At 37.8% G+C, this 22,255-nt stretch carries 23 protein-coding genes and 1 pseudogene; 17 read left to right on the forward strand and 7 right to left on the reverse strand.

Annotation, left to right across the window (positions count from 1 at the left end; genetic code table 11):
* Positions 1-342: 342 nt before the first annotated feature.
* On the reverse strand, positions 343-1,563 hold the full coding sequence (locus NSQ94_RS07185) for an IS110 family transposase (RefSeq protein ID WP_063388609.1): 1,221 nt from the start codon (positions 1,561-1,563) through the stop codon (positions 343-345).
* Between the two features lie 298 nt (positions 1,564-1,861).
* Complete coding sequence (locus tag NSQ94_RS07190; protein ID WP_339230444.1) at positions 1,862-2,830, reverse strand: asparaginase; 969 nt, start codon at positions 2,828-2,830, stop codon at positions 1,862-1,864.
* A gap of 224 nt (positions 2,831-3,054) precedes the next feature.
* On the opposite strand from NSQ94_RS07190, the gene prsW reads away from it, so the two are divergent.
* The 17 genes and pseudogenes from prsW (at position 3,055) to NSQ94_RS07275 (ending at position 19,224) form a co-directional block, all read left to right on the forward strand.
* Positions 3,055-3,726 (forward strand): glutamic-type intramembrane protease PrsW, encoded by a 672-nt coding sequence (prsW, locus tag NSQ94_RS07195; protein WP_094246146.1) that lies wholly within the window; start codon positions 3,055-3,057, stop codon positions 3,724-3,726.
* A 92-nt stretch (positions 3,727-3,818) separates the two neighbouring features.
* Positions 3,819-4,772: a spore cortex-lytic enzyme gene (gene sleB, locus NSQ94_RS07200; RefSeq protein WP_094246145.1), complete on the forward strand. Its 954-nt coding sequence runs from the start codon at positions 3,819-3,821 to the stop codon at positions 4,770-4,772.
* Positions 4,773-4,786: 14 nt separating this feature from the next.
* A complete protein-coding gene (gene ypeB / locus NSQ94_RS07205; RefSeq protein WP_144598200.1) occupies positions 4,787-6,130 on the forward strand; it encodes a germination protein YpeB in 1,344 nt (447 codons plus the stop codon).
* 95 nt (positions 6,131-6,225) lie between these two features.
* A complete protein-coding gene (locus NSQ94_RS07210; RefSeq protein ID WP_339230446.1) occupies positions 6,226-6,873 on the forward strand; it encodes a flagellar brake domain-containing protein in 648 nt (215 codons plus the stop codon).
* Positions 6,874-6,927: 54 nt separating this feature from the next.
* Complete coding sequence (locus NSQ94_RS07215) at positions 6,928-7,104, forward strand: DUF5359 family protein (RefSeq protein WP_094246144.1); 177 nt, start codon at positions 6,928-6,930, stop codon at positions 7,102-7,104.
* Between the two features lie 79 nt (positions 7,105-7,183).
* Complete coding sequence (gene cmk, locus NSQ94_RS07220; RefSeq protein ID WP_339230448.1) at positions 7,184-7,855, forward strand: (d)CMP kinase; 672 nt, start codon at positions 7,184-7,186, stop codon at positions 7,853-7,855.
* A 3-nt stretch (positions 7,856-7,858) separates the two neighbouring features.
* Entirely contained in the window at positions 7,859-8,443 is a 585-nt protein-coding gene (locus tag NSQ94_RS07225; RefSeq protein ID WP_339230450.1) for a lysophospholipid acyltransferase family protein, read from the forward strand.
* Between the two features lie 150 nt (positions 8,444-8,593).
* On the forward strand, positions 8,594-9,739 hold the full coding sequence (gene rpsA, locus NSQ94_RS07230) for a 30S ribosomal protein S1 (RefSeq protein ID WP_339230452.1): 1,146 nt from the start codon (positions 8,594-8,596) through the stop codon (positions 9,737-9,739).
* A gap of 846 nt (positions 9,740-10,585) precedes the next feature.
* Entirely contained in the window at positions 10,586-11,182 is a 597-nt protein-coding gene (locus NSQ94_RS07235; protein WP_063388601.1) for a hypothetical protein, read from the forward strand.
* The gene (locus NSQ94_RS07240) at positions 11,179-12,081 is read left to right on the forward strand and encodes a YIEGIA family protein (protein ID WP_339230454.1); all 903 of its coding nucleotides are present in this window, start codon (positions 11,179-11,181) and stop codon (positions 12,079-12,081) included. Before NSQ94_RS07235 ends, NSQ94_RS07240 begins: the two co-directional genes overlap by 4 nt.
* Entirely contained in the window at positions 12,072-12,260 is a 189-nt protein-coding gene (locus NSQ94_RS07245; protein ID WP_066251964.1) for a hypothetical protein, read from the forward strand. Before NSQ94_RS07240 ends, NSQ94_RS07245 begins: the two co-directional genes overlap by 10 nt.
* 189 nt (positions 12,261-12,449) lie before the next feature.
* Entirely contained in the window at positions 12,450-13,760 is a 1,311-nt protein-coding gene (gene der, locus NSQ94_RS07250) for a ribosome biogenesis GTPase Der (protein WP_063388598.1), read from the forward strand.
* 19 nt (positions 13,761-13,779) lie between these two features.
* On the forward strand, positions 13,780-14,823 hold the full coding sequence (locus NSQ94_RS07255) for an NAD(P)H-dependent glycerol-3-phosphate dehydrogenase (RefSeq protein WP_339230456.1): 1,044 nt from the start codon (positions 13,780-13,782) through the stop codon (positions 14,821-14,823).
* A gap of 114 nt (positions 14,824-14,937) precedes the next feature.
* Positions 14,938-15,138, forward strand: coding sequence for a DUF2768 domain-containing protein (locus NSQ94_RS07260; RefSeq protein ID WP_063388596.1), 201 nt, complete (start codon positions 14,938-14,940; stop codon positions 15,136-15,138).
* 20 nt (positions 15,139-15,158) lie between these two features.
* A complete protein-coding gene (locus NSQ94_RS07265) occupies positions 15,159-15,872 on the forward strand; it encodes a hypothetical protein (protein WP_082829632.1) in 714 nt (237 codons plus the stop codon).
* A gap of 170 nt (positions 15,873-16,042) precedes the next feature.
* Positions 16,043-17,521 (forward strand): stage IV sporulation protein A, encoded by a 1,479-nt coding sequence (spoIVA, locus tag NSQ94_RS07270; protein WP_063388595.1) that lies wholly within the window; start codon positions 16,043-16,045, stop codon positions 17,519-17,521.
* Between the two features lie 401 nt (positions 17,522-17,922).
* Positions 17,923-19,224 (forward strand): annotated as a pseudogene (locus tag NSQ94_RS07275) (arsenic transporter).
* Between the two features lie 88 nt (positions 19,225-19,312).
* On the opposite strand, the gene NSQ94_RS07280 reads toward NSQ94_RS07275, so the two are convergent.
* The 5 genes from NSQ94_RS07280 to NSQ94_RS07300 form a co-directional block, all read right to left on the reverse strand.
* Positions 19,313-19,987, reverse strand: a complete 675-nt coding sequence (locus tag NSQ94_RS07280; RefSeq protein ID WP_066251994.1) for a hypothetical protein — start codon at positions 19,985-19,987, stop codon at positions 19,313-19,315.
* A 62-nt stretch (positions 19,988-20,049) separates the two neighbouring features.
* Entirely contained in the window at positions 20,050-20,691 is a 642-nt protein-coding gene (locus NSQ94_RS07285) for a hypothetical protein (RefSeq protein WP_133309195.1), read from the reverse strand.
* Positions 20,692-21,158: 467 nt separating this feature from the next.
* Complete coding sequence (locus NSQ94_RS07290; RefSeq protein ID WP_327859060.1) at positions 21,159-21,623, reverse strand: CotH kinase family protein; 465 nt, start codon at positions 21,621-21,623, stop codon at positions 21,159-21,161.
* Entirely contained in the window at positions 21,599-22,054 is a 456-nt protein-coding gene (locus tag NSQ94_RS07295; RefSeq protein WP_327859061.1) for a CotH kinase family protein, read from the reverse strand. Before NSQ94_RS07295 ends, NSQ94_RS07290 begins: the two co-directional genes overlap by 25 nt.
* Positions 22,051-22,236, reverse strand: a complete 186-nt coding sequence (locus tag NSQ94_RS07300) for a hypothetical protein (protein WP_327848142.1) — start codon at positions 22,234-22,236, stop codon at positions 22,051-22,053. The genes NSQ94_RS07295 and NSQ94_RS07300 overlap by 4 nt, the downstream gene beginning before the upstream one ends.
* Positions 22,237-22,255 lie beyond the last annotated feature (19 nt).

The raw sequence follows: 22,255 nt of genomic DNA on the forward strand, positions 1-22,255 counted from the left end.
GTAGAGAAAAACAATCCGTTTTTCTCTACTTGATTTTGTTGCTTTCATAAGTTGTGGGGCTGTCCAGAAATCAAATCGCCATTGAAAACAAAAAATCATAAACACCGATATATCAACGTTTCTAAAACATTAATGGGGGCGTCAATAAGCTGTAAAACGACTTATTAGACACCCCCTTCTTACCTCTAGTCAAGTATTTTTTATTAAATAATTTGGTTAATATAGATTTTATTTTGGAAGGAAGGGGGACCCCTTCCTTCCAAAATAAATTTTCGCATGACAAATAGACCTCACGATTTCCATTTTTTTCGTCAGGTCTTTGTGATATAATCTTACTTACGATTACTGATGCATTGTTGCCTTTTCGTAATCGTATTTCAGATTATGTGTGATAAGGTGATAAGCCGATTTCAAGAACTTATTCACGCATGCTATGGACGCAACTTTATGAGGTTTCCTCTGGGGTTGCGTTTTTAATTTATCATAATAATCTACAATATGATTTTGTGTGTTTTTCCGTAGTTGGATCATGGTCTGGATCATGTAAAATAGAATCTTTCTAAGTTTGTTATTTCCTCTTTTATTAATCTTGTCTTTATAAAAGGTATTCCCAGATTGATATCTCATAATATCAATACCGACGTAAGCATTCAGTTGTTTATGGTTTTTGAATCGTCGAATATCTCCTAATTCTCCAATTAAACGAACTGCAGTCGTTTCTCCGATTCCTGGAAATGAAATTAAAATCTGATACTCTTGTTTATCTTTCGATAATTTAACCATCTTTTGGACAAGTTGATCTCTTTTCTCCTTCAAGTCTGCAATCCGTTTGGCATAATCCCGCACTTGTTCACAGCGAATATCATCTTTTGAAATTGCTGGATACGCTTCTTTTGCTGCTTCGATTAAAGCGATCCCTTTTTCTTCAGCACGTGCCAATGATAAGTTTTTTCTTGTGTTGGCTTTTAAACGATTACGAATCACTGTTTTTGAACAAACTAACACATGATCCGGATGAGGGTATAATTGAACGACATTCAAAAATAAAGCAGAACGTTTACTGAATAGCTTTTCTAACTCGGGAAAACTCAATTGTAGAATCGCATGTAAACGACTATATAAATGCGTCATTTCACTACTTAATTCATCATAATATCTCGTCATTGCACGCATTTGTTTATAATATTCCCCTTCTTGATAAGTTTGTTCACGTTCAACTCTAAAGTGAGTTTTCGCAAGTTCATGAGCGTCGCTTTTATCTGTTTTTTGTCTCCTCATTGAAGCCATTTGAATATTCGCTTCGAGTGGGTTAACTCGATAATACATATAACCTTGATCACCTAAGAATCGTTCTAGTGGTTTTGAATATACGCCTGTTGCTTCAAAGACAATATCAGGTGCCTGTGCATCTTTTTGTGTTAAAGATATAAGGGTTTCGTTTAATTTCTCGAAAGAGTAGCGGTTATGGGTTATTTCACCCTCATATTCGCATTGACGATAACGGTCATAAATGACCATTGTACTTTTCCCCATACTGACATCAAATGCCACTACGTGTTTCATATTTTCTGCCTCTCCTTTTTAGCCAAACATAGAAGTTCTTCACATTGCCTTATTGATTCCATTTTCTTATACACGGTCTCTTCGGACCCAACATACTAAACTGATTCAAATAAGGATGTGAAGTTGGTCTGTTTTTAATACGGACTCTATTTGGTCCCAGGGGATGTTCGACCTTCCTTCACTTCTACTATAAAAAAATAGTAGCACAAACCTTGGCCTAGGTCTGTACTACTAATGTTAGTATGTTTTACTTGTAACATTTTTTAGTAAAATTTGTGTTGATCATCACAACAGCTTATTATTTCGAAAACATTTCTTCTATTTCAGTTAAATCGCTCGTTTTTTCTAAAGCCACTAAAAGCTTTATTCTAGCTTTTTGCCCGTTTAATCCGTTCGAAAATATAACGCCAAGCTGTTTTAAATGTTTTCCTCCGCCCTGATAATCATAGACATCCTGCACAATGCCGTTAAAACATCGTGAGACAATGACGATCGGCACTTTCTTCTCAATAAGCCGTTTCATGCCGGGGACTAAAGCCGGCGGCAAATTTCCTTGCCCTAAAGCTTCAATGACGATTCCATCCGGATTCAGTCCTTCAACTGCTTCCATTATTTTTTCATCCATGCCTGCATACGCCTTTAAAAGGAGCGCATGTTTAGTGATTTTCGTTATACTATATGTTTCTTTTCTTAACGGATAGTGATGAAATGCCAGAATTTTTTTGTTCACAATACCGATCGGTCCGTATTGCGGACTTTGGAATGTAGCGATATTGCTTGTATGCGTTTTTGTGACGTTTTTTGCTGTATGAATCTCGTCATTCATGACAACTAACACACCAAGGTTTTTCGCTTCGTCGGAAGCAGCAACTTTTATGGACATCAATAAATTATATAATCCGTCTGATCCGAGTTCATTATTTGACCTCATCGCACCCGTTACAACAACGGGGATGGGAAGGTCAAGAGTCAAATCTAAAAAATAAGCTGTTTCTTCTAAAGTATCCGTTCCATGAGTGACGACGACACCGTCGATGCTTCCATTTTTGGCATGATGTTCGATTTCTTTTTTAATTTCCAGCATTTCCTTTGGAGTTATATGCGGGGAAGGCAAGTTAAAAAGCTCTTTTACGATTGTTTGTACATTGTTTACATTCAATGAAAAATTTGTTAGTGGATTGGACCCTTCTGGTCTCACTGCACCGCTTTGTTCATCTTCCAGCATTGAAATTGTACCGCCTGTATGTAAAATCAATACTTTCTTCATCTTTTTATCCCTTTCATTAAAGTTTCATTTTTTCATGCTTATTTTTGATTTTCATTTTGTCATATACATGTTACCATTTTATCAAAAGGATGTTTTTAACAACTTACTGCTGCTCTAACATGAATCATCATTTCTCATTCTTTTATTTTGTTTTATTTTAAAAGGAACATTCTGATAAATCTATACATAAATAAGGAGATACTAGAAGAAAAGAGGCTGTCATTATGATTGCGATTATTACAGCAGGCATTGCACCAGGGCTGGCAATACTTTCATATTTTTATTTGAAGGATCAATATGAAATGGAACCCCTTTACATGGTTGTTCGGACGTTTATTTTCGGTGCGCTGCTTGTTTTTCCAATTATGTTTATTGAATACGTTCTGGAAACAGAAAATGTATTTCCCTCTTCTTTTTTACAAGCTTTCTTTGCTTCGAGTTTATTGGAAGAGTTTTTTAAATGGTTTATTTTTTATTTTACAATTTACTCCCATTTTCATTTTGATGAACATTACGATGGAATCGTTTATGGTGTGTCCATCTCTCTCGGCTTTGCGACATTGGAAAATATTTTATATTTAATTGCGAACGGTGTGGAGTTTGCATTCGGGCGCGCAATTTTTCCAGTCCCAAGCCATGCATTGTTCGGTGTCATCATGGGGTATTATTTAGGAAAAAGCAAATTTTCGAATGATAGGCTTAAAAAAAGATGGCTCCTTTATTCTCTAGTTATTCCGTTTCTTTTGCACGGAACGTACAATTATATCTTGCTTTCCAATGAAGACTGGAAGTTTTGGGTCACTCCGTTTATGGTGTTTTTATGGTGGTTTGGGCTTCATAAAGCAAAAAAAGCGCGCATGGTATACAAGCAAAATATCGAAACAATATCAGGATAAAAAAATTTTTGAACCGGCATGAGCCGGTTTTTTTGTTGTATAAAATGACATCTACTACAGAAAATACATGTAACGATATAAAGTGAGGAGGCATGATGATGGGAAAAAACATGAAATATCTGCTCGCAAACGCTTTTGTTTTAATCGTTTTTCTTATTCTTTCTAACAATCAGCTGCATGTTCATGCTTTTAGCGAACAAGTGATTCAGAGAGGTGCGACAGGTGATGATGTCATTGAACTGCAGGCAAGACTTCAATATAACGGATATTATCATGGGAAAATTGATGGGGTATATGGATGGAATACTTATTGGGCAGTTAGAAAATTTCAAAATAATTTCGGACTTAAAGAAGTAGATGGTTTAGTTGGTCCTGAAACAAAACAAAAGCTTATCAATACGACAAAATATTATAAATCTTTTGTCCACGAACAAATTCGAAAAGGCAGAGACTTTACCCATTATGGCGGAGTGCCGCTAAAAATCCAAACAGCGCCTTCTGAGGAGCTGCGCGCAAAATGGCGGAAGCAAACCGAAAAAAATCTCGCAAAAAATGTACCGCCAAAAAAACAACAAGCTGGTCAGGCTGGACAAGGGCAAAAGCAGGCTGCTCCTAAACAGCAAGCAGCCCAAAATAAACAACAAACAGGGAAATCGGTACAGCCGATGGCGGTGAATATGCCTGGAGGCTTTTCACAAAATGACTTAAATCTTTTAGCCAATGCCGTTTACGGAGAAGCCCGCGGCGAGCCTTATATTGGTCAAGTAGCAATTGCGGCAGTTATTTTAAACCGACTGAACAGCCCGACATTTCCAAATACGGTTGCTGGTGTTATTTTTGAACCGGGTGCTTTTACAGCTGTCAGCGATGGACAAATATATTTGACACCAAATGAAACAGCGAGAAAAGCGGTGATGGACGCCATTAACGGGTGGGATCCGACAGAAGAAGCTCTCTATTATTTCAATCCTGATACAGCAACAAGCCCATGGATATGGACGCGGCCGCAAATCAAGAAAATCGGAAAACACATATTCTGTGAATAGTGAGGTGATTCAGTATGCTTCGAGGATTATTAATCGGGCTGCTTACAGTGGCCTTAATCGGAACAGGCTACTGGGGATATAAAGAGCATCAGGAAAAAAACGCCGTATTAATTCATGCAGAAAACAATTACCAGCGGGCTTTTCACGATCTAACCTATCAAGTGGATCTGCTTCATGACAAAATTGGCGAGACACTCGCCATGAATTCAAGAAAATCATTGTCACCGGCGCTGGCGGAAGTTTGGAGAATTACATCGGAAGCGCACAATGATGTCGGCCAGCTTCCGTTAACTCTTTTACCTTTCAATAAAACAGAGGAATTCTTGTCAAATATTGGGAAATTTAGTTATCAAACAGCAGTGAGAGATTTAAACAAAGATCCGTTAACGGATCAAGAATATGAAACGTTAAAAAAATTGTATAAAAATGCAAAAGACATACAAGACGAATTGAGAAACGTCCAGCATTTAATCTTGAAAAACAATCTGCGCTGGATGGATGTTGAACTCGCACTAGCATCAGGGCAAAAACAAATGGACAATACGATTATTGATGGATTTAAAACGGTAGAAAAAAATGTTGAAGGCTATTCCGAAACTAATTTCGGTCCAACAGCAACAGCGCTGCAAAAGCCTAAAAAAGGATTTGAACAATTAACTGGAAAGGAAATATCAGAGCAAGAAGCAAAACAAATCGCAAAACGATTTGCCCCTAAAAATGTAGAACGAGTAGATGTAACAACAAATGGTAAAGGATCAAACATTCAGTTTTACAGCATTACTATGCATGATAAAGGAAATAAACATGATGTTTATATGGATATCACGAAAAAAGGCGGTCATTTAATTTATTTATTGCACAACAGAGATATTAAACAACAAAAAATCAGTTTAAATGAAGCATCCAACCGAGCAACGGAATTTTTGAAAAAGCTAAAATTTAAGGATTTAGAGCTTTATGAGAGTGCACAATATGACAACATTGGTGTTTTCACATTTGTTTCTAATTACAAAGGTGTACGTCTATATCCTGATGCAGTTCGTTTAAAGGTAGCGTTGGACAACGGAGAAATTATAGGTTATTCTGGACGTGATTATTTAGCAGCGCACAAAAAAAGAAATTTGCCGAAACCGGCTATTACAAAAGAAGAAGCAAAAAAATCAGTCCATTCTAACGTTGAAATTCAGGAGGATCGATTAGCTGTTGTGACAAATGATGCCGGCGAAGAAGTGCTGTGCTATGAATTTTTAGGAACGATTGACCAAGACACGTACCGCATTTTCATCAACGCAATGGACGGAACGGAAGAAAAAGTGGAAAAATTGCAAAGTGCTGAACCGTTATTCAGAGAAATTTAATCACAAAAAGGGGAGTCGATTTTTAGGCTTTCCCTTTTTTTCATTTCATGCTTTAATAAATGTAGAGCGCTTATTACATTGAAAGAGTGGTAACGTTGATAAAAATTGGTACGATGATCACATTGGAACTTTCTGGCCAAGATCAAATACTAAAATGCAAACTTGTGGACCAAGAAGAAAACATTCTTTATATTGATTTTCCTATAAATAGCAAGACAGGAAAAACTGTTTTCTTACCAGACGGCACCGAGCTCGTTGTAACATTTGTGAACGGCGAAAAAAAACCGTATAAATTTCGTACTAAAGTTCTTGGCAAGAAAAAAGATAACCTCCCGATGATCATGCTTCAGGCACCTGAGTATATGGAGGAGATCCAAAGGCGGCAATTTGTCAGAATCGAGACAGCCGTTGATGTAGCCATACACGCCATTAATCAGGAATTCGCCCCATTTACAACAGTTACAAACGACATAAGTGCTGGCGGCATTTCAATCATTATTCCAAATGGTGTGGACGTACCGCTAAATGAAAATATACATATTTATATGGTGCTCACGTTTATGGACGGAACGATTGAATATTATAAGGTAACAGGGAAGGCGCTCAGAGTTGTGGAAGCGGAACATCATAAGCTCGCTTCCATAGCATTTATCAATATTGATGAAAAGACACAGCAAAAATTGATTCGCTTTTGCTTTGAACAGCAGCTGCAAATGAAAAAGAAAGGAATTTTGAATGAATAATACCGGCAAGGCTGTCCATACTATTTATAAAAAATGGCAAAAGGATGTTTTTTTGTGAAGCGCTTTGAACAAATATTGATCAAATTGATCATTATACAATTCATTATGTTAATTGCCGCTCAGCTTTTTTTGCGCCATTCTGAATTGAAGCCATATTTATCAAAAGCCGTGCAATATGAAGGTGTTGGAAACATGTCCATCTCCGAATGGGTGGAAACTATCAGCCGCTAAAAGAGCAGGAAACCCCTGCTTTTCTTTCTGTATTCCAAAAAAATAGATACATATTTTTTGAAACTAGCTAGGAGGTATTATGAGTAAAAAAATTTCCATTGCAATCGACGGTCCGGCAGCTGCCGGGAAAAGCACAGTTGCCAAAAAAATCGCAAAAGATTTAGGCTATACATACATTGATACTGGTGCGATGTACAGAGCTCTCACTTTGAAAGCTTTACAGAATGGCATTTCTTTGGAGGATGAAAAAGCGCTAACCAAGCTTTTGAATGAAATGACGATTGAACTGAAGCCGGTAAATGAAGGTCAGCAAGTGCTAGTAAACGGTGAAGACGTAACGGCGATTATCCGCTCCAATGAAGTAACAAAGCATGTTTCCACTGTTTCCAAACATCCTAATGTGCGGGAGGAAATGGTGAAAAGGCAAAAACAGCTTGCAGGAAACGGCGGCGTTGTCATGGATGGCAGGGATATCGGCACTCATGTGCTGCCGAATGCGGAGTTGAAAATATTTTTAAAGGCTTCTGTAGAGGAAAGAGCAAAAAGAAGGTATGAGGAAAATTTAAAAAAAGGTTTTACATCCGATTTAACACAATTAAAGAAAGAAATTGAAGAAAGAGATAAGCTTGATTCCACGAGGGCAACTGCCCCATTAAAAAAAGCGCCGGATGCCGTCGAAATCGATACAACTTCATTGACGATTGAAGAGGTGGCGGAATTAATTAAAGAATTGGTAAAAGAAAGGCTGTAAGAAATGGGTAAATTTTATCAATTTGCAAAGGCAATTGTTTACTGCTTTATTAAACCGCTCTTTCGGGTCGAAGTGATCGGAAAGGAACATTTTCCAATGAATGGTGCCGTGCTGCTTTGTTCCAATCATATTAATAATTTGGACCCTCCGACGATTGGTATCGTTTCACCAAGGCAGCTCCGTTTTATGGCAAAAGAGGAGCTGTTTAAAATTCCGGTTTTCAGCTTGATCGTCCGGGCATTGGGGGCGTTTCCGGTCAAAAGGGGCTTTTCCGATCGAGAGGCGTTAAGAACAGGCTTGAAAATATTAAAAGAAAGAGAAGTTTTAGCCATTTTTCCGGAAGGAACGAGAAGCAAAACAGGTGAACTCGGAAAAGGTTTGGCTGGTGCAGGTTTTTTTGCCTTAAGATCAGATTGTGTCGTCTTGCCATGCGCTGTCGTCAGTTCTTACAAACCGTTTCGGAAAACGAAAGTCATTTTCGGCCCAGCCATTGATTTTACATCTTATCGAAACAAAAAAATTTCAGCTGAAGAAGCGACCGATAAAATCATGACAGAAATTAGAAATTTGCTCGAAAAATATAGGTAATCAATGGATTTAACTTGACAAACGGAATTTTTTGTTAGAACTTATAGAAAAGAGGTATTTTTCATTCTATTTAGAGTAGCTTGTGACATACTAAATAGAATGGTACATATTTTGTTGAGTTGCTATGGCTTGACCAAGGAGGTAAATGGTATGGTAGAGGACATCAATCAAGGTGAAGTTTTTGTGCCTGAAGTGGGAGACGTTGTAGAGGGAATTGTAACAAAAGTGGAAGATAAGCAGGTGATTGTTGATATTGAAAATTGCAAACAAATGGGCATCATTCCGATTAGTGAACTGTCTAGTTTGCATATTGAAAAAGCTTCAGATGTTGTAAAGGAAAATGACAAGCTTGAACTAGCGGTCATTAAAGTTGAGGAAGAAGCAGTCATTTTATCGAAAAGCAAAGTGGCTGCGGATAAAGCTTGGGTGGAATTAGAGAGAAAATTTGAAAATAAAGAAGTATTTGAGGCAGAAGTGAAGGATGTCGTAAAAGGCGGTTTAGTGGTAGACCTAGGCGTCCGCGGATTTATTCCTGCTTCATTGGTTGAACCTCACTATGTTGAGGATTTTTCAGATTATAAAGGAAAAACATTGACATTGATGGTTGTGGAGCTAAACCGTGAAAAAAATCGAGTGATTTTGTCTCATCGTGCTGTAGTGGAAAAGGAGCAGGAAGAGAAAAAACAGCAAGTGCTTCAGTCGATTCAGCCTAGTGATGTATTGGAAGGAACAGTCCAACGTTTAGCCGATTTCGGAGCCTTTGTTGACATCGGCGGGATTGACGGTCTTGTACATATTTCTCAGATCTCTCATGCTCATGTAGATAAACCGTCAGATGTGCTTCAAGAAGGCGAAAAGGTAAAAGTGAAAGTTTTGTCTGTCGATCGGGATAATGGACGGGTTTCACTATCGATTAAAGAAACATTGCCTGGTCCATGGGAAAACATTTCTGAAAAAATCAAATCCGGTGATGTTGTCGAAGGAACTGTACAACGCCTCGTCTCATTCGGAGCTTTTGTTGAAGTTTTACCTGGAGTAGAAGGTCTTGTCCATATATCGCAAATTTCTAAAAAACATATAGGCACTCCTCAAGAAGTATTAGAAGAAGGACAAAAGGTAAAAGTAAAAGTGCTTGATGTAAACGAAGAAGAGAAACGGATTTCCTTAAGCATAAAGGAATTGGAAGAGGATGGGACCGGTAGTGAAGAAGATTTTCGAAAATATCGTCCGAAAGAGGAATCGACAGGATTTCAACTAAGCGAAATGATCGGAGAGCAATTAAATAAATTAAAATAAAGACAAAGGCGATCATCACGAGCTGCCCCTTGTCAAGGTGACAGCGGAATAAAAAATGATCTAAGCGGCTTTATCTCTATATTCCATAGGGCTGAGGCCGTTTAGTCGTTTTATGAGGTTAATTTGTATCGATTGCCAGTCCTCAAACGAAATCTACGTTTCACATTTGAGCGTTCTCCATAAAGACTCCATAAGCACCGCCCAGCATATAACGAGCTGTTTTATCATCTTCTCCACTGCTGTTCTTTTCATAAATCCTTGAGAATGATACGATCCATCCTCGCTGTAATAAGCTGTTATTGTTCGAAGCCTCACCTAGTATATAGCTTCCATATCACTTCAATAAGCTGTCTTTTGAGTTCTGCAGTATCGGTTCGATTTTTGCTAAGCTGCTCTATATCGTGATTATATGTGCGAACAAAATTCTTCGCTGCTTTTAATAAGCAAGCGATACGTCCGTTTTGCGTTCGTATCTCCATTAAAAATCAAAACTTGTGCAGATAAACAAATGATACATCCAGCCTGTATTCATTAGCCCACAATTTTTTTGCAGAAAAACTCCCTCCTAAAAAACAAATAATGATTTAGAAGCCTTTTTTTATGAAAAGAAATTATACGGACATTCTGCCATTAAACAGATCGGCTTATGAGTTCTAAAAAAATAGCGAAAATTCCTTTCTTGACGGGCAGTGAAATGTTTACATTTTCCTCTCACAGCAATCCATCAGCAATCAATTCTCCCACAGCCCTTTAACTGCTTTTTATACGCTTTTAGCTTTGATTTCAAAATTTGTACGGTTAGCATCCATAAATTTTTCACATAATGGAAATAGTAGGAGGTTGGAGATGGAAGGAATATATTATTATTGGTTCATGTGGATGATTTGGGTAATTGTAACATTTTGGCTTCCAAAAACGGATGCTCGTTTTTGGCTCTCCTTTTTTATATTGTTAAATATTTTAGGAAGTGCAACGTTTATACACTTTACACAAATACATGTTGGTTTTTCGTATATCTTATTTGCTTTGCTTAGTTTTTTCATCTTGTATAGAACTAAGCGTTTATTTTATTCATTATTTTCCGTTTTGATCATTACGGTTGCCTATGCAGGAGTCAAGCTGTTTTATTTATTTGATCCTGTCTGGTTTTTACTTGACGTTCAGATGTATTTATCTATATTAGGAGTCATTTTATCCAATATGCTGAGCAAAGATTTTTTTGAAGGAATGGCATTTTTTATATTGGGATCTTGTTACGGAGAAGCTCTTTTTTCGTCTGCAGTTTATTCTTATTATCGGCCGATTGTAATAGGCGACTTTCCTTTTCTTGATATGCTGTCAATCGGAATCTTTTCATTGCTCATATGGGCGTCATTCAAAACATTCGCTGCTTCTTTAGAACATATATTCAAAAAACATGCAAGGGAGAGGCAAGGGTCATGAATGAATACACGCTTCCTATTTTTTATGGTGTCTTCGTAGGTGTGTTAGCCCGTCTTTTTATGCTAAAAACCGATTATCGCCAATATCCCACATATTTGCACGGAAAAATTATTCATATCGCACTTGGATTTATAGCGGCGGGACTCGGCACGATTGCTGTTCCGGCCATAATGGAAAAGGAGTTTACTGCCATTACTTTTTTAACGTTGGCTGCATCGCAGTTTCGCGAAGTCCGCAACATGGAAAGAAATACACTGTCAGAGCTCGATCAATATGAGCTTGTTCCTCGGGGAAGTACATATATTGAAGGAATTGCAATCGCCTTTGAAAGCAGAAATTATTTAGTGATTTTCACATCTTTATTTGTTACGCTTGCTTATTTAATCTTTGGCTTTTGGATGGCTCTTGTGATGACGGTCGTTTGCTTTATCATTTCTAAAGTGTTAATGTCTGGAGGCACATTGAAAGATATTGTTGACATTCAATATGTAAAGCCGCATTTTGACGGTGCAGGCTTGTATGTCGATGACATTTATATTATGAATATCGGCATCCCGGAAAAACGTGAACTAGTTTTAAAATATGGCATGGGGTTTATTTTGACACCAAAATCATTTGATGCGAGAACAACGATTGCCAACATCGGACAACGTCAGGCGATTCTCCATGATGTCTCAACTGCGCTGGGCGTAAACCGCGATGCGGGTGAACCATCATTAGTCCCATTGGCAAAACGAAATCTTGAGGATGGAAGAGTCGGCGTGTTTGTGCTTCCTCAAAAACATGATTTGGATATTGCCATTCGAGTGATCAGCAACGTGCCAACGCTTGAAAATGCCATTCGCATGCCGACGGAGTCGAAGGCAAATAGGAAAGGTGAGAAAAAACGATGGTTTTAGAGAAAGCGGTTTTAGCGGTCGTTACGACAAATGAGAAAAAAATAAAAGGCGGTGCACCTGTTTTTATTTGTGATAACCAAAAAGAAATGGATTCGATTGCAAAAAATTTAGAAGCGATTCTAGATGGAATTGCTCATGCCATAAGCGAGGAAATATATATCATTGTGAAACATTTTTAAGGCAGTTGTTCAATTTCATAAACTGCTATATAATAGGGTAGTTGGAAAAAAGCTTGGTAAAAAACTTCCGGGGCATGCCGAAAAAGGAGTTAGGCGAAAACATGCTGCGATTTCTTGAAGGCGTAGCCCCTTTAACATTATACATAGTGAAAAATGTGATGAGTTTTAAATTAGGAAGGAAGTTTTAGTATGCCGAAACCTGTTGTGGCTATTGTCGGTCGACCAAATGTCGGCAAATCGACGATTTTTAATCGAATTGTCGGTGAACGTATTTCAATTGTAGAAGATATACCTGGTGTTACCCGTGACCGTATTTATGCACCTTGTGAATGGCTGAATTTCCAATTTAACTTGATCGATACAGGTGGAATTGAAATTGGGGATGAACCGTTTCTAGCACAAATTCGCCATCAGGCGGAGATTGCGATTGAAGAAGCGGATGTAATTATTTTCATTACTAACGGTCGAGAAGGCGTAACTCCCGCTGATGAAGAAGTTGCAAAAATATTGTACCGCTCAAACAAACCCGTTGTCCTTGCCGTTAATAAAATGGACAACCCGGATATGAGGGAAAATATATATGAATTTTATTCTCTTGGCTTTGGAGAACCGTACCCGATATCAGGAGCGCATGGGCTTGGACTGGGAGATCTTTTGGATGCAGTATGCAAACATTTTCCAAAACCCCAATCAGAAAATGATGATGAAGGCATCATTAAATTTTCTTTGATTGGCCGACCAAATGTCGGCAAATCTTCCTTAGTAAATGCTATTTTAGGAGAAGAAAGAGTGATCGTCAGCGAAATTGCTGGAACAACACGAGACGCTATTGACACTAAGTTTACGTATAACAAGCAGGAGTTTGTCATCATTGATACAGCTGGCATGAGAAAAAAAGGAAAAATTTATGAGACAACAGAAAAATACAGTGTTTTGCGGGCGCTTAAAGCGATTGAACGCTCTGACGTAGTGTTAGTTGTTTTAAATGCAGAGGAAGGAATTATTGAACAAGACAAGCGAATTGCTGGCTACGCCCATGAAGCCGGGAAAGCCGTTGTCATTGTAGTAAACAAATGGGATGCAGTGGAAAAAGATGAAAGAACGATGAGAGAGTTTGAAAAAGATATTCGCGATCAATTTTTATTTTTAGACTATGCGCCAATCGTCTTTTTGTCTGCAAAAACGAAGAAGAGATTGCACACATTAATGCCTCAAATTATTCTTGCCAGCGAGAATCATGCGATGCGTGTCCAAACAAACGTATTGAATGATGTGATCATGGATGCCGTTGCTATGAATCCGACTCCAACGGACCACGGTACGAGATTAAAAATCTATTATGCAACACAAGTTTCTGTTAAACCGCCTACATTTGTCATATTTGTAAATGATCCGGAGCTTCTTCATTTTTCATATGAACGTTTTTTGGAAAATCGTATTCGCGATGCATTCGGGTTTGAAGGAACCCCTATTAAAATCATTGCGAGAAAAAGAAGATAAATAAAAGGAAGTGAGTAATTTGGCGAAGGTGGCAATATTGGGAGCTGGAAGCTGGGGAACAGCGCTTGCAATTGTTCTTTGCGACAATGGTCATGAAGTGCATCTTTGGGGACATCGGAAAGAACATATAGAAGCGATCAATCGTACAAAAAAAAATGAGAAATATTTGCCAAATGTCCCATTGCCGGACAATTTAACCGGATTTTATTCCTTAAAGGATGCGGTTGAAAATGTGGAAACGATTGTCTTGGCAGTCCCGACAAAAGCGATAAGAGAAGTGCTGAGTCAATTAAGAGAAGCCATTGATCGGCCGATTTTAATTGTCCATGTTTCAAAAGGGATTGAGCCGGGTTCATTAAAAAGAATTTCCGAAATTATTGAAGAAGAAATGCCTCCTCACCTTTTGAAGGACGTAGTTGTATTATCAGGTCCAAGCCATGCGGAAGAAGTGTCTTTGAGACAGCCGACAACAGTGACTTCTGCGAGCAAAAATATTCAAGCAGCAAAATTTGTTCAAGATTTATTTATTAACCGTTATTTTCGTGTGTATACGAATCCGGATATAATCGGGGTTGAAATTGGAGGAGCGCTGAAAAACATTATTGCTTTAGCTGCCGGAATCAGCGATGGCCTTGGATACGGGGACAATGCGAAGGCTGCTTTAATAACTAGAGGATTGGCGGAAATTTCAAGATTAGGATGTAAAATGGGTGCCAATCCATTAACGTTTTCTGGTCTTGCCGGAATCGGCGACTTAATTGTCACTTGCACAAGTGTGCATTCCCGCAATTGGCGTGCCGGCCATTTGCTAGGAAAGGGCAAAAAACTAGATGAAGTTTTAGAAAGCATGGGAATGGTTGTCGAAGGAGTAAGAACAACAAAAGCAGCTAAACAGCTTTCTGAAAAATATTCAGTAAAAATGCCGATTGCCAATGTCCTTTATGAAGTGCTGTTTCACGAAAAAGATCCGAAAGAAGCAGTCGAAGAGCTTATGGCGAGAGTTAAAACGCATGAAATGGAAGATCTTGTGAACATATTAGAAAATCGAAATGAAGAACTGTAGCACATTTCCCAGCTGCTTCAGTTTTTTTTTGAATTCGATTCTTATATGGAAAACAATTGCGTGAAAAAGAGCATATGTTAAAATGATTGGTAGGAATAGAAGGAGTGGATCACAATGTCAGAAGGTCTAATGAAAATGTGGATTGCTCTCACAGCGATGGCCTTTATGTTTATCGCGGTCTTTTCCATATACTTGAGCCGTTTTAAACTAAAAGGATTTTTGAAATCTATCACAGCAGTGATTGCTTATTTTTTTATGATTTTAGCAGGAATTATCATTTTTTTCGTAGTCTTTTCCGGACCGACAAGCGAGTAGGCAAAGTGAGGAAGACGAGGATGAACAAGAAAAGCATAATGAAATCTTTCATCTCTATCATGTTTGTTTTGCTTTTATCTGGATGTTTATACCCAGAAGAACGATTACATAAAAATGAAATACCTTATGAAGCGCAAATACAATCCGTGCAAAAAGCAGTAGAACAATATAAAGCTGATACGGAAGGGCTTTTGCCGATTAAAACGAGAGACAAATCAACGCCTATTTATGAAAAATACCCTATTGATTTCAATCTGTTGATTCCTGAATATTTGCCTGAGCCCCCTGGCACCGCGTTTGAAAATGGAGGCATTTACTTATATGTTTTAGTCGATGTGGAAAAAAATCCAACCGTAAAGCTGATCGATTTACGAATAGCAGAGGCGATCCGTGAACTAAAGATGAGGATCAATGCTCATGAATATCCTCCTTATGAAAAGCAAATAGCGAAAAATGTATTTACACTGAACTATAAAAAGCTAGGATTAAAAGAGCCTCCTCATGTGAAGAGTCCGTACTCAGGGGAAAATCTTCCGCTTGTGATCGACAACAATCGAGAAGTTTACGTTGATTACAGCTTAGATTTATACCGTGCCATAAAGGAATCAAAAAGATCATTCAAAGAGGGGGAAGATATCCGTCATTTGCTAGTAGAAAACTCTCCGTTTGTCCCTGCATTTTCCCTTCCATATACTGTGAATGAAAAAAATGAACCGGTATTTTTAATAAAATAAGTCATGAACCTTTTTCTTAAGAATACAATTTAAGAGAAAGGTTCTTTTCTTTTTGGAAGAAATTCTTTTTTTACAGTCATAACTAGATAGGACAACATCATAAATATGTAATGACTAAAGAATTGTAAATGTATGGATGTTATAAGACTTGAAAGTCGGGAGGGAATCACTTGGAAAAGGTAGATATTTTCAAAGACATTGCAGAGCGAACTGGCGGCGATATTTATCTAGGGGTCGTTGGTGCAGTTAGAACTGGTAAATCAACATTCATAAAAAAGTTTATGGAATTAGTTGTTCTTCCCAATATTGAAAATGAAGCGGATAAAGCACGTGCTCAAGATGAGCTCCCTCAGAGCGCAGCAGGCAAAACCATTATGACAACGGAGCCAAAGTTTGTCCCGAATCAAGCGGTCACCGTCCATGTTGATGAAGGCCTTGATGTCAATATAAGATTAGTAGATTGCGTAGGATATACAGTGCCTGGTGCAAAGGGATACGAAGATGAAAATGGGCCGAGAATGATCAACACTCCATGGTATGAGGAGCCGATCCCGTTTCATGAAGCAGCGGAAATTGGCACCCGCAAGGTTATTCAAGACCACTCAACAATTGGTGTAGTCGTCACAACAGACGGTTCAATTGGCGAAATTCCTAGAAAAGATTACGTAGAAGCGGAAGAACGAGTAATTGAAGAGTTAAAAGAAGTCGGAAAACCATTTATTATGATTATTAATTCTGTGCATCCTCATCATCCGGATACGGAGGCTTTAAGAAAAGAATTAAATGAAAAATATGATATTCCAGTTCTTGCTATGAGCGTGGAAAGCATGAGGGAAATTGATGTAACGAATGTATTGAGAGAAGCGCTTTTCGAATTTCCTGTCTTGGAAGTCAATGTGAATTTGCCCAGCTGGGTGATGGTGCTGAGAGAAGATCATTGGCTTCGCACGAGCTATCAAGAAACGGTGAAAGAAACAGTAAAAGATATCAAACGTCTGCGTGATGTCAATCAAGTTGTCCAGCAGTTCAGTGAGTATGATTTTATTGAGCGGGCTGGACTAGCTGGTATTCAAATGGGCCAAGGGATTGCGGAGATCGATTTGTTTGCGCCGGATGAGCTGTACGATCAAATTTTAAAAGAAGTTGTCGGTGTTGAAATACGCGGGAAGGATCATCTGCTTGAGCTCATGCAAAATTTTGCACACGCTAAGGCGGAATACGATCAAGTAGCCGATGCTTTAAAAATGGTAAAACAGACAGGTTACGGCATAGCAGCACCGGCTTTATCAGATATGAGTCTGGATGAACCGGAAATTATCCGCCAAGGATCGAGATTCGGCGTCCGGCTCAAAGCAGTCGCACCTTCCATTCATATGATTAAAGTAGATGTTGAATCTGAATTTGCGCCGATCATTGGCACAGAAAAACAAAGTGAAGAGCTTGTGCGTTATTTAATGCAAGATTTTGAAGAAAATCCTTTGTCCATATGGAATTCCGATATATTCGGAAGAAGCTTAAGCTCGATCGTCAGAGAAGGAATACAAGCAAAATTGTCGTTGATGCCTGAAAATGCCCGCTACAAATTAAAAGAAACATTGGAAAGAATCATCAACGAGGGGTCAGGCGGGCTCATAGCAATCATATTATAAAAGATCAAAAGGTCAAAAACAACGGTTTTTTGGCCGTTGTTTTTTTCACAAGGGGCAAACGAGTGAGCCCTGTTTTTTTTTTTTGACAAGAAGTTCTGCCCTGCGTTTTCCGGCCTTTGAAAAGACACATCATTTTTTTTAAAAGGTTAAACAACTTAGCGAAAAAACCGACAAGTGAATCGATTTCCGAGATAATAGTAGATAGTTTTTTGCGGATTTAATAGAAAATGGGTTGTTGATAGATGGCAGAGATATTGTTAGACACATATTTATATAGTACAGGTGATAAGGAGTGATAGAAACCATGGTGGATATTTAAAAAGAACCTGACGGTAAGGAAGAAGGGAAATAGTTTGCTAGTTGACCGCGATTTAGTGATTTTATTCGTGTTTTTCATAACGATGATCTTGATTTTTTGGCGCCCCCGCGGAGTAAATGAAGCATTTCCAGCAACAATTGGGGCACTTATCATATTATTCGTTGGGGGAATCAGCTTTCAAGAATTGTCGGAAATTGCTTTAAATGTAACAGAAGCTTCTGTTACGATTATCGCAACGATTGTTATGGCAATCGTTCTGGAAAGCTTTCGTTTTTTCGAATGGTGTGCTCATCAGTTGGCATTTAAAGCTAACGGATCTGGAATCCGATTGTTTTGATATACGAATCTTCTCTGTTTTTTCATGACTGTCATATTTAATAATGACGGAAGCATTTTAATTACGACTCCTATTTTACTGCTACTTCTTCATCACCTTCGTTTAAAACATCACGAAAAAATTCCGTACCTTCTAAGTGGAGCGCTGGTTGCCACCGCTTCAAGCGCGCCAATTGGTGTCAGCAACATTGTAAATCTGATCGCATTAAAGATTGTAGGAATGGATTTATACATGCATACGGCAATGATTTTCGCACCTACTGTGACCGGGTTGTTGCTAATGGTCAGTTTGCTCTTTTTCGTTTTTTATAAAGACATTCCAAAAAGGGTGATAAACGTGCCAAAAGATGAGAACTTTTTCATCCAATCGTATCATCCTTTGAAGCCTAAATTGTTGCCAAAAGTTTTTAAAGAGAAGACAAGTATGATGATGAAAATGTTGATGTTTGTGATCGTTGTTCGAATCAGTCTGTTTGTCGCTTCACTTTTCGAAATCTCGATAGGGCTTGTGGCTCTGTTTGGTTCAATCGTTTTATTAACGGTGCGATGGTATAAGCTTCGTTTAAGTCCAATCGATGTTTTAATGAAAGCACCATGGTCAGTATTTCTGTTTGCTTTTTCCATGTACATCATCGTTTATGGCTTGAAAAATATCGGATTAGTTACTTTTTTCCTTCAGCTGTTAAAGCCGTTGATGACAGATGTAGCAAGCGGAATTTTTTGGATGGGCGGACTGATCACTGTTTTATCCAATATCTTTAATAATCACCCGGCATTAATGATCGGTTCAATGGTGCTTACAAATTTCGGATTGGACGAAATCACGTTAAAAACAGCTTATTTAGCAAGCATCATCGGCAGTGATATCGGCTCATTGCTGCTTCCGATCGGTACGTTAGCGACGCTCTTATGGATGCACATTTTAAAAGAGAACGGAATGAAAATCGGCTGGGGAAAATATGTGAAAGTAACATTTGTTGTCATTCCGCCAACATTAATATTTACGATGTTCTGTTTATACTATTGGATCAAGCTTTTGTTTGTATAATGTTAAAAAATGGGGTGTGCTTCACCCCATTTTTTTCATAAATTGAAGCAACGGTTTAGGTGAAACGTATTTAAGAAGGCGGAAGCGTTTACGGAACGTGCACTGTTTTTATATGGGAAATTTTTAAAAACACCGTGTGGCTTTCAGCTGTTACCAATTCGACGAAGTTTTGCTGAACAGACTTTATCACTCCGATTTTTCCTTGTTTTTCCCCAAGATCAAATACAACTAATTTGTTGATGAATTTTTTTAATTGTTCCTCAAAGGTGCGGTTAACGGTGATCATGGCGGGCACCACTGGCAATTCATGTTCGTTTAACGAGTATGGCGTTGTTGTGTTTTGATATGGAATGAGCCATTTTAAATGCTGAAAAGACACTAAAACATATTTAAACACAGGGGAATAAAAAACAAAGTAGTCAGTTAAGACAGATGTAATATAACCGTGTAAAGCTTTATTTCCAGTTACATATATTTCAACAAACATTCCTTTAGCATTGATTAATATTTTTCGGTAGGAAATGGAATCTTCCTCAATAAACATTGGTTTAATCGTTTTGTGATCGTATTTAATCGGATTTTCGTCATCATATTTTTCCAAACTGTGTAAATGTAGAAGAGGAATATATATATATTTATAACCATTATAAAGCACGATCACATCTAATCCTTCGTCAACTAAAATTCCGATAATTTCGTTTTTGCCGCTTATTTCTGCTTTTACTTGTTCGTCAATAAGTTCAGAAAATCTCAAAACTTCAATGCCTCCTTTCTTTGAAACACTGAAACAAAAACAGAGGGGGAATTTGATGGCGGAGACGCTAGCTAACCTTTCCAACGATAGTGGACAGTTTTGACTACTTTTTCAGGATGCGGCATTGATTGCAACTGTATCTCTGCTCTTTCTATATAGGCATTCGAAGCTCTTCTTCTATCATCTGGCATTGACCGTTTAGTCCTTCTATCAAGATCATCGGTTCTAACATGACGTTCTGAGTGTGAGTAAGTGTTTTTATGCTCAATCTCGTACGTGCTTTGTCCGCTTTTAGAATCTTTTTCCGTTGAAGTTCTTTTATCACGATCGGATCGATCTTTTTTTTCAGTTTGTTTGTTCTCATTTTTTTTCTGATCACGGGAACCTTCAAAAATGCTTCGAACGTGGAACGGCTGAATTCGAATGACTTCTTCTTTGTTAATTAAAATGAATGTCCCATTTCCGCTGTATGACAGAACACCTTCGAGCGCTTCCGGTCCTCCCAAATTAATGGAAACCCATTTATGAATAAAATAATTGAGTATTTCATCAAATGTTTTTACTTTCAAATAGCGGACGGTTTCCTTTTCTTCAGCGTTTTTGCTTTTGTTTAATGAGAAGCTTTTAATATGCTCCAAATTGAGATAGATCACCTGATCATCTTTGTAGAGAACAGCATAATGATTTGTTACATCTAATAACTTCCCGCTCATTGCTTCAGGGCCGCCTTGGTTAATTTGAAGGTATTCGTACTGAAATAATTTCATTAGGTGGCGGAAGCTGTCGCTTTTCGAAGCGTTTTGTCCAACATCTTCCAGTCGTAAAGGTTTGAAATTTGTCTTAGAATTTTCTGTAATGCTTTTAATGTGTTTCAATTGGTAGTAAACAACATTGTTTGATTCGAATAAATAGAGGGCCAAATAATCAGTTTTTACATCAAGCAAGCAAACCGCTTTTGCTTTCAGGACCGCCTCTATTCACCTTAATCATTTTTCCAACAAGCGACTTTACATATTGATAAAATTTTTCTCCAGCTGCAGTCATTTTCTTTAACCTCCCTTGGCATTCAACCATACAGGTCAATCATAATGTATTTATACGTTCAAAATGGGAGAAAGCAACAGTACATTTACCCAATTCATGAAAAATAAGCGATCGCCTATTTGCGTCGTTCAACTTGCTAAAACATTAAATGTGAAGCGATAAATTGATTTCTTTTCGAGATAAAATCGAGAATTTGTGAAGGCTGTTGATTAAATTCGTCAAGGGTATATTGGAAATAAGGATCTTTGCTAATAAACTTTTTCACTTGTTCATAATAACCGTATACAGCATCTATCAAATTTTTTACCGTAAATTGATGTTGTATAGTGTCATATAAAAGTTGTTGGTAAAGTTTTTTATACTTTTGGGCGTCTAGCAGCCTTGCCGTTAAAGTGTTAAATCCTTCTACCCGAACATAGTCATGTCGAATTTTTTCTCCGTTGACATCAATTCCCCATGTCGCATCGTAATCCCAGGGAATAATATGAAAACGGCTTGTTTCTCCATGTAAGTAAAGTGCGTAATTGTGAACAAAACCATCGTAATTTTGTGTGCAAATAACACCTGTCAGCCATTTTAATATTGCTCCACGTCTAAATATTGTTCAATTTCTTCAGAAAATTGGGACGAATTGCTTGTATTAACAAAATAAATAAATTGTTCGAACTTACTAAAATCGTCATTTTCCCCGTATTTTAGCTCATATCCTTGTGATAAGCTTTTTTTTACCTTTTGGTCTAAATCGCTGTATAACGAAAAATTAGCATCACCATCTATTGCATAAAAAATTGGGCCTTTAGGCAGTTTTCTTTTTGCTAAAAAATCTTCATTGACGGATTCAAGGCGTAAATAAATGCCTTGATGGATTCTATTGATCGATAAAAGGGTGAATTTTGTTTCGGGGACGTATACTCCTATACGGTCGAAAAAATAATAAGAAAGCTTATTGCGAATCAGTGAAGGATCAAAATATTCCGCATTTAAATGAAATTCCTTTTCGTTATTGTATTGTGAAGGACGGTAATATTTTATAAAAAAAGATTTTTTTTCGCTTTTCTAGTATGAGAGCCACGATACATTATATCCGCATCGATCTTCTTCTTCCCTAAATAAACCATGCCGGGAACTCCGTCTTCATCCCATTTATTTTTTTGTAAAAAAAGCAAATCTTTCGGATGAATGTATAAGGAAATTTTCTCCAAGTCTTTTTCCATTTGATCCCTCTTTTTACTG

Source organism: Aeribacillus sp. FSL K6-2833 (genome assembly GCF_037965815.1).
In the GTDB taxonomy this organism is placed as follows: domain Bacteria; phylum Bacillota; class Bacilli; order Bacillales; family Aeribacillaceae; genus Aeribacillus; species Aeribacillus composti.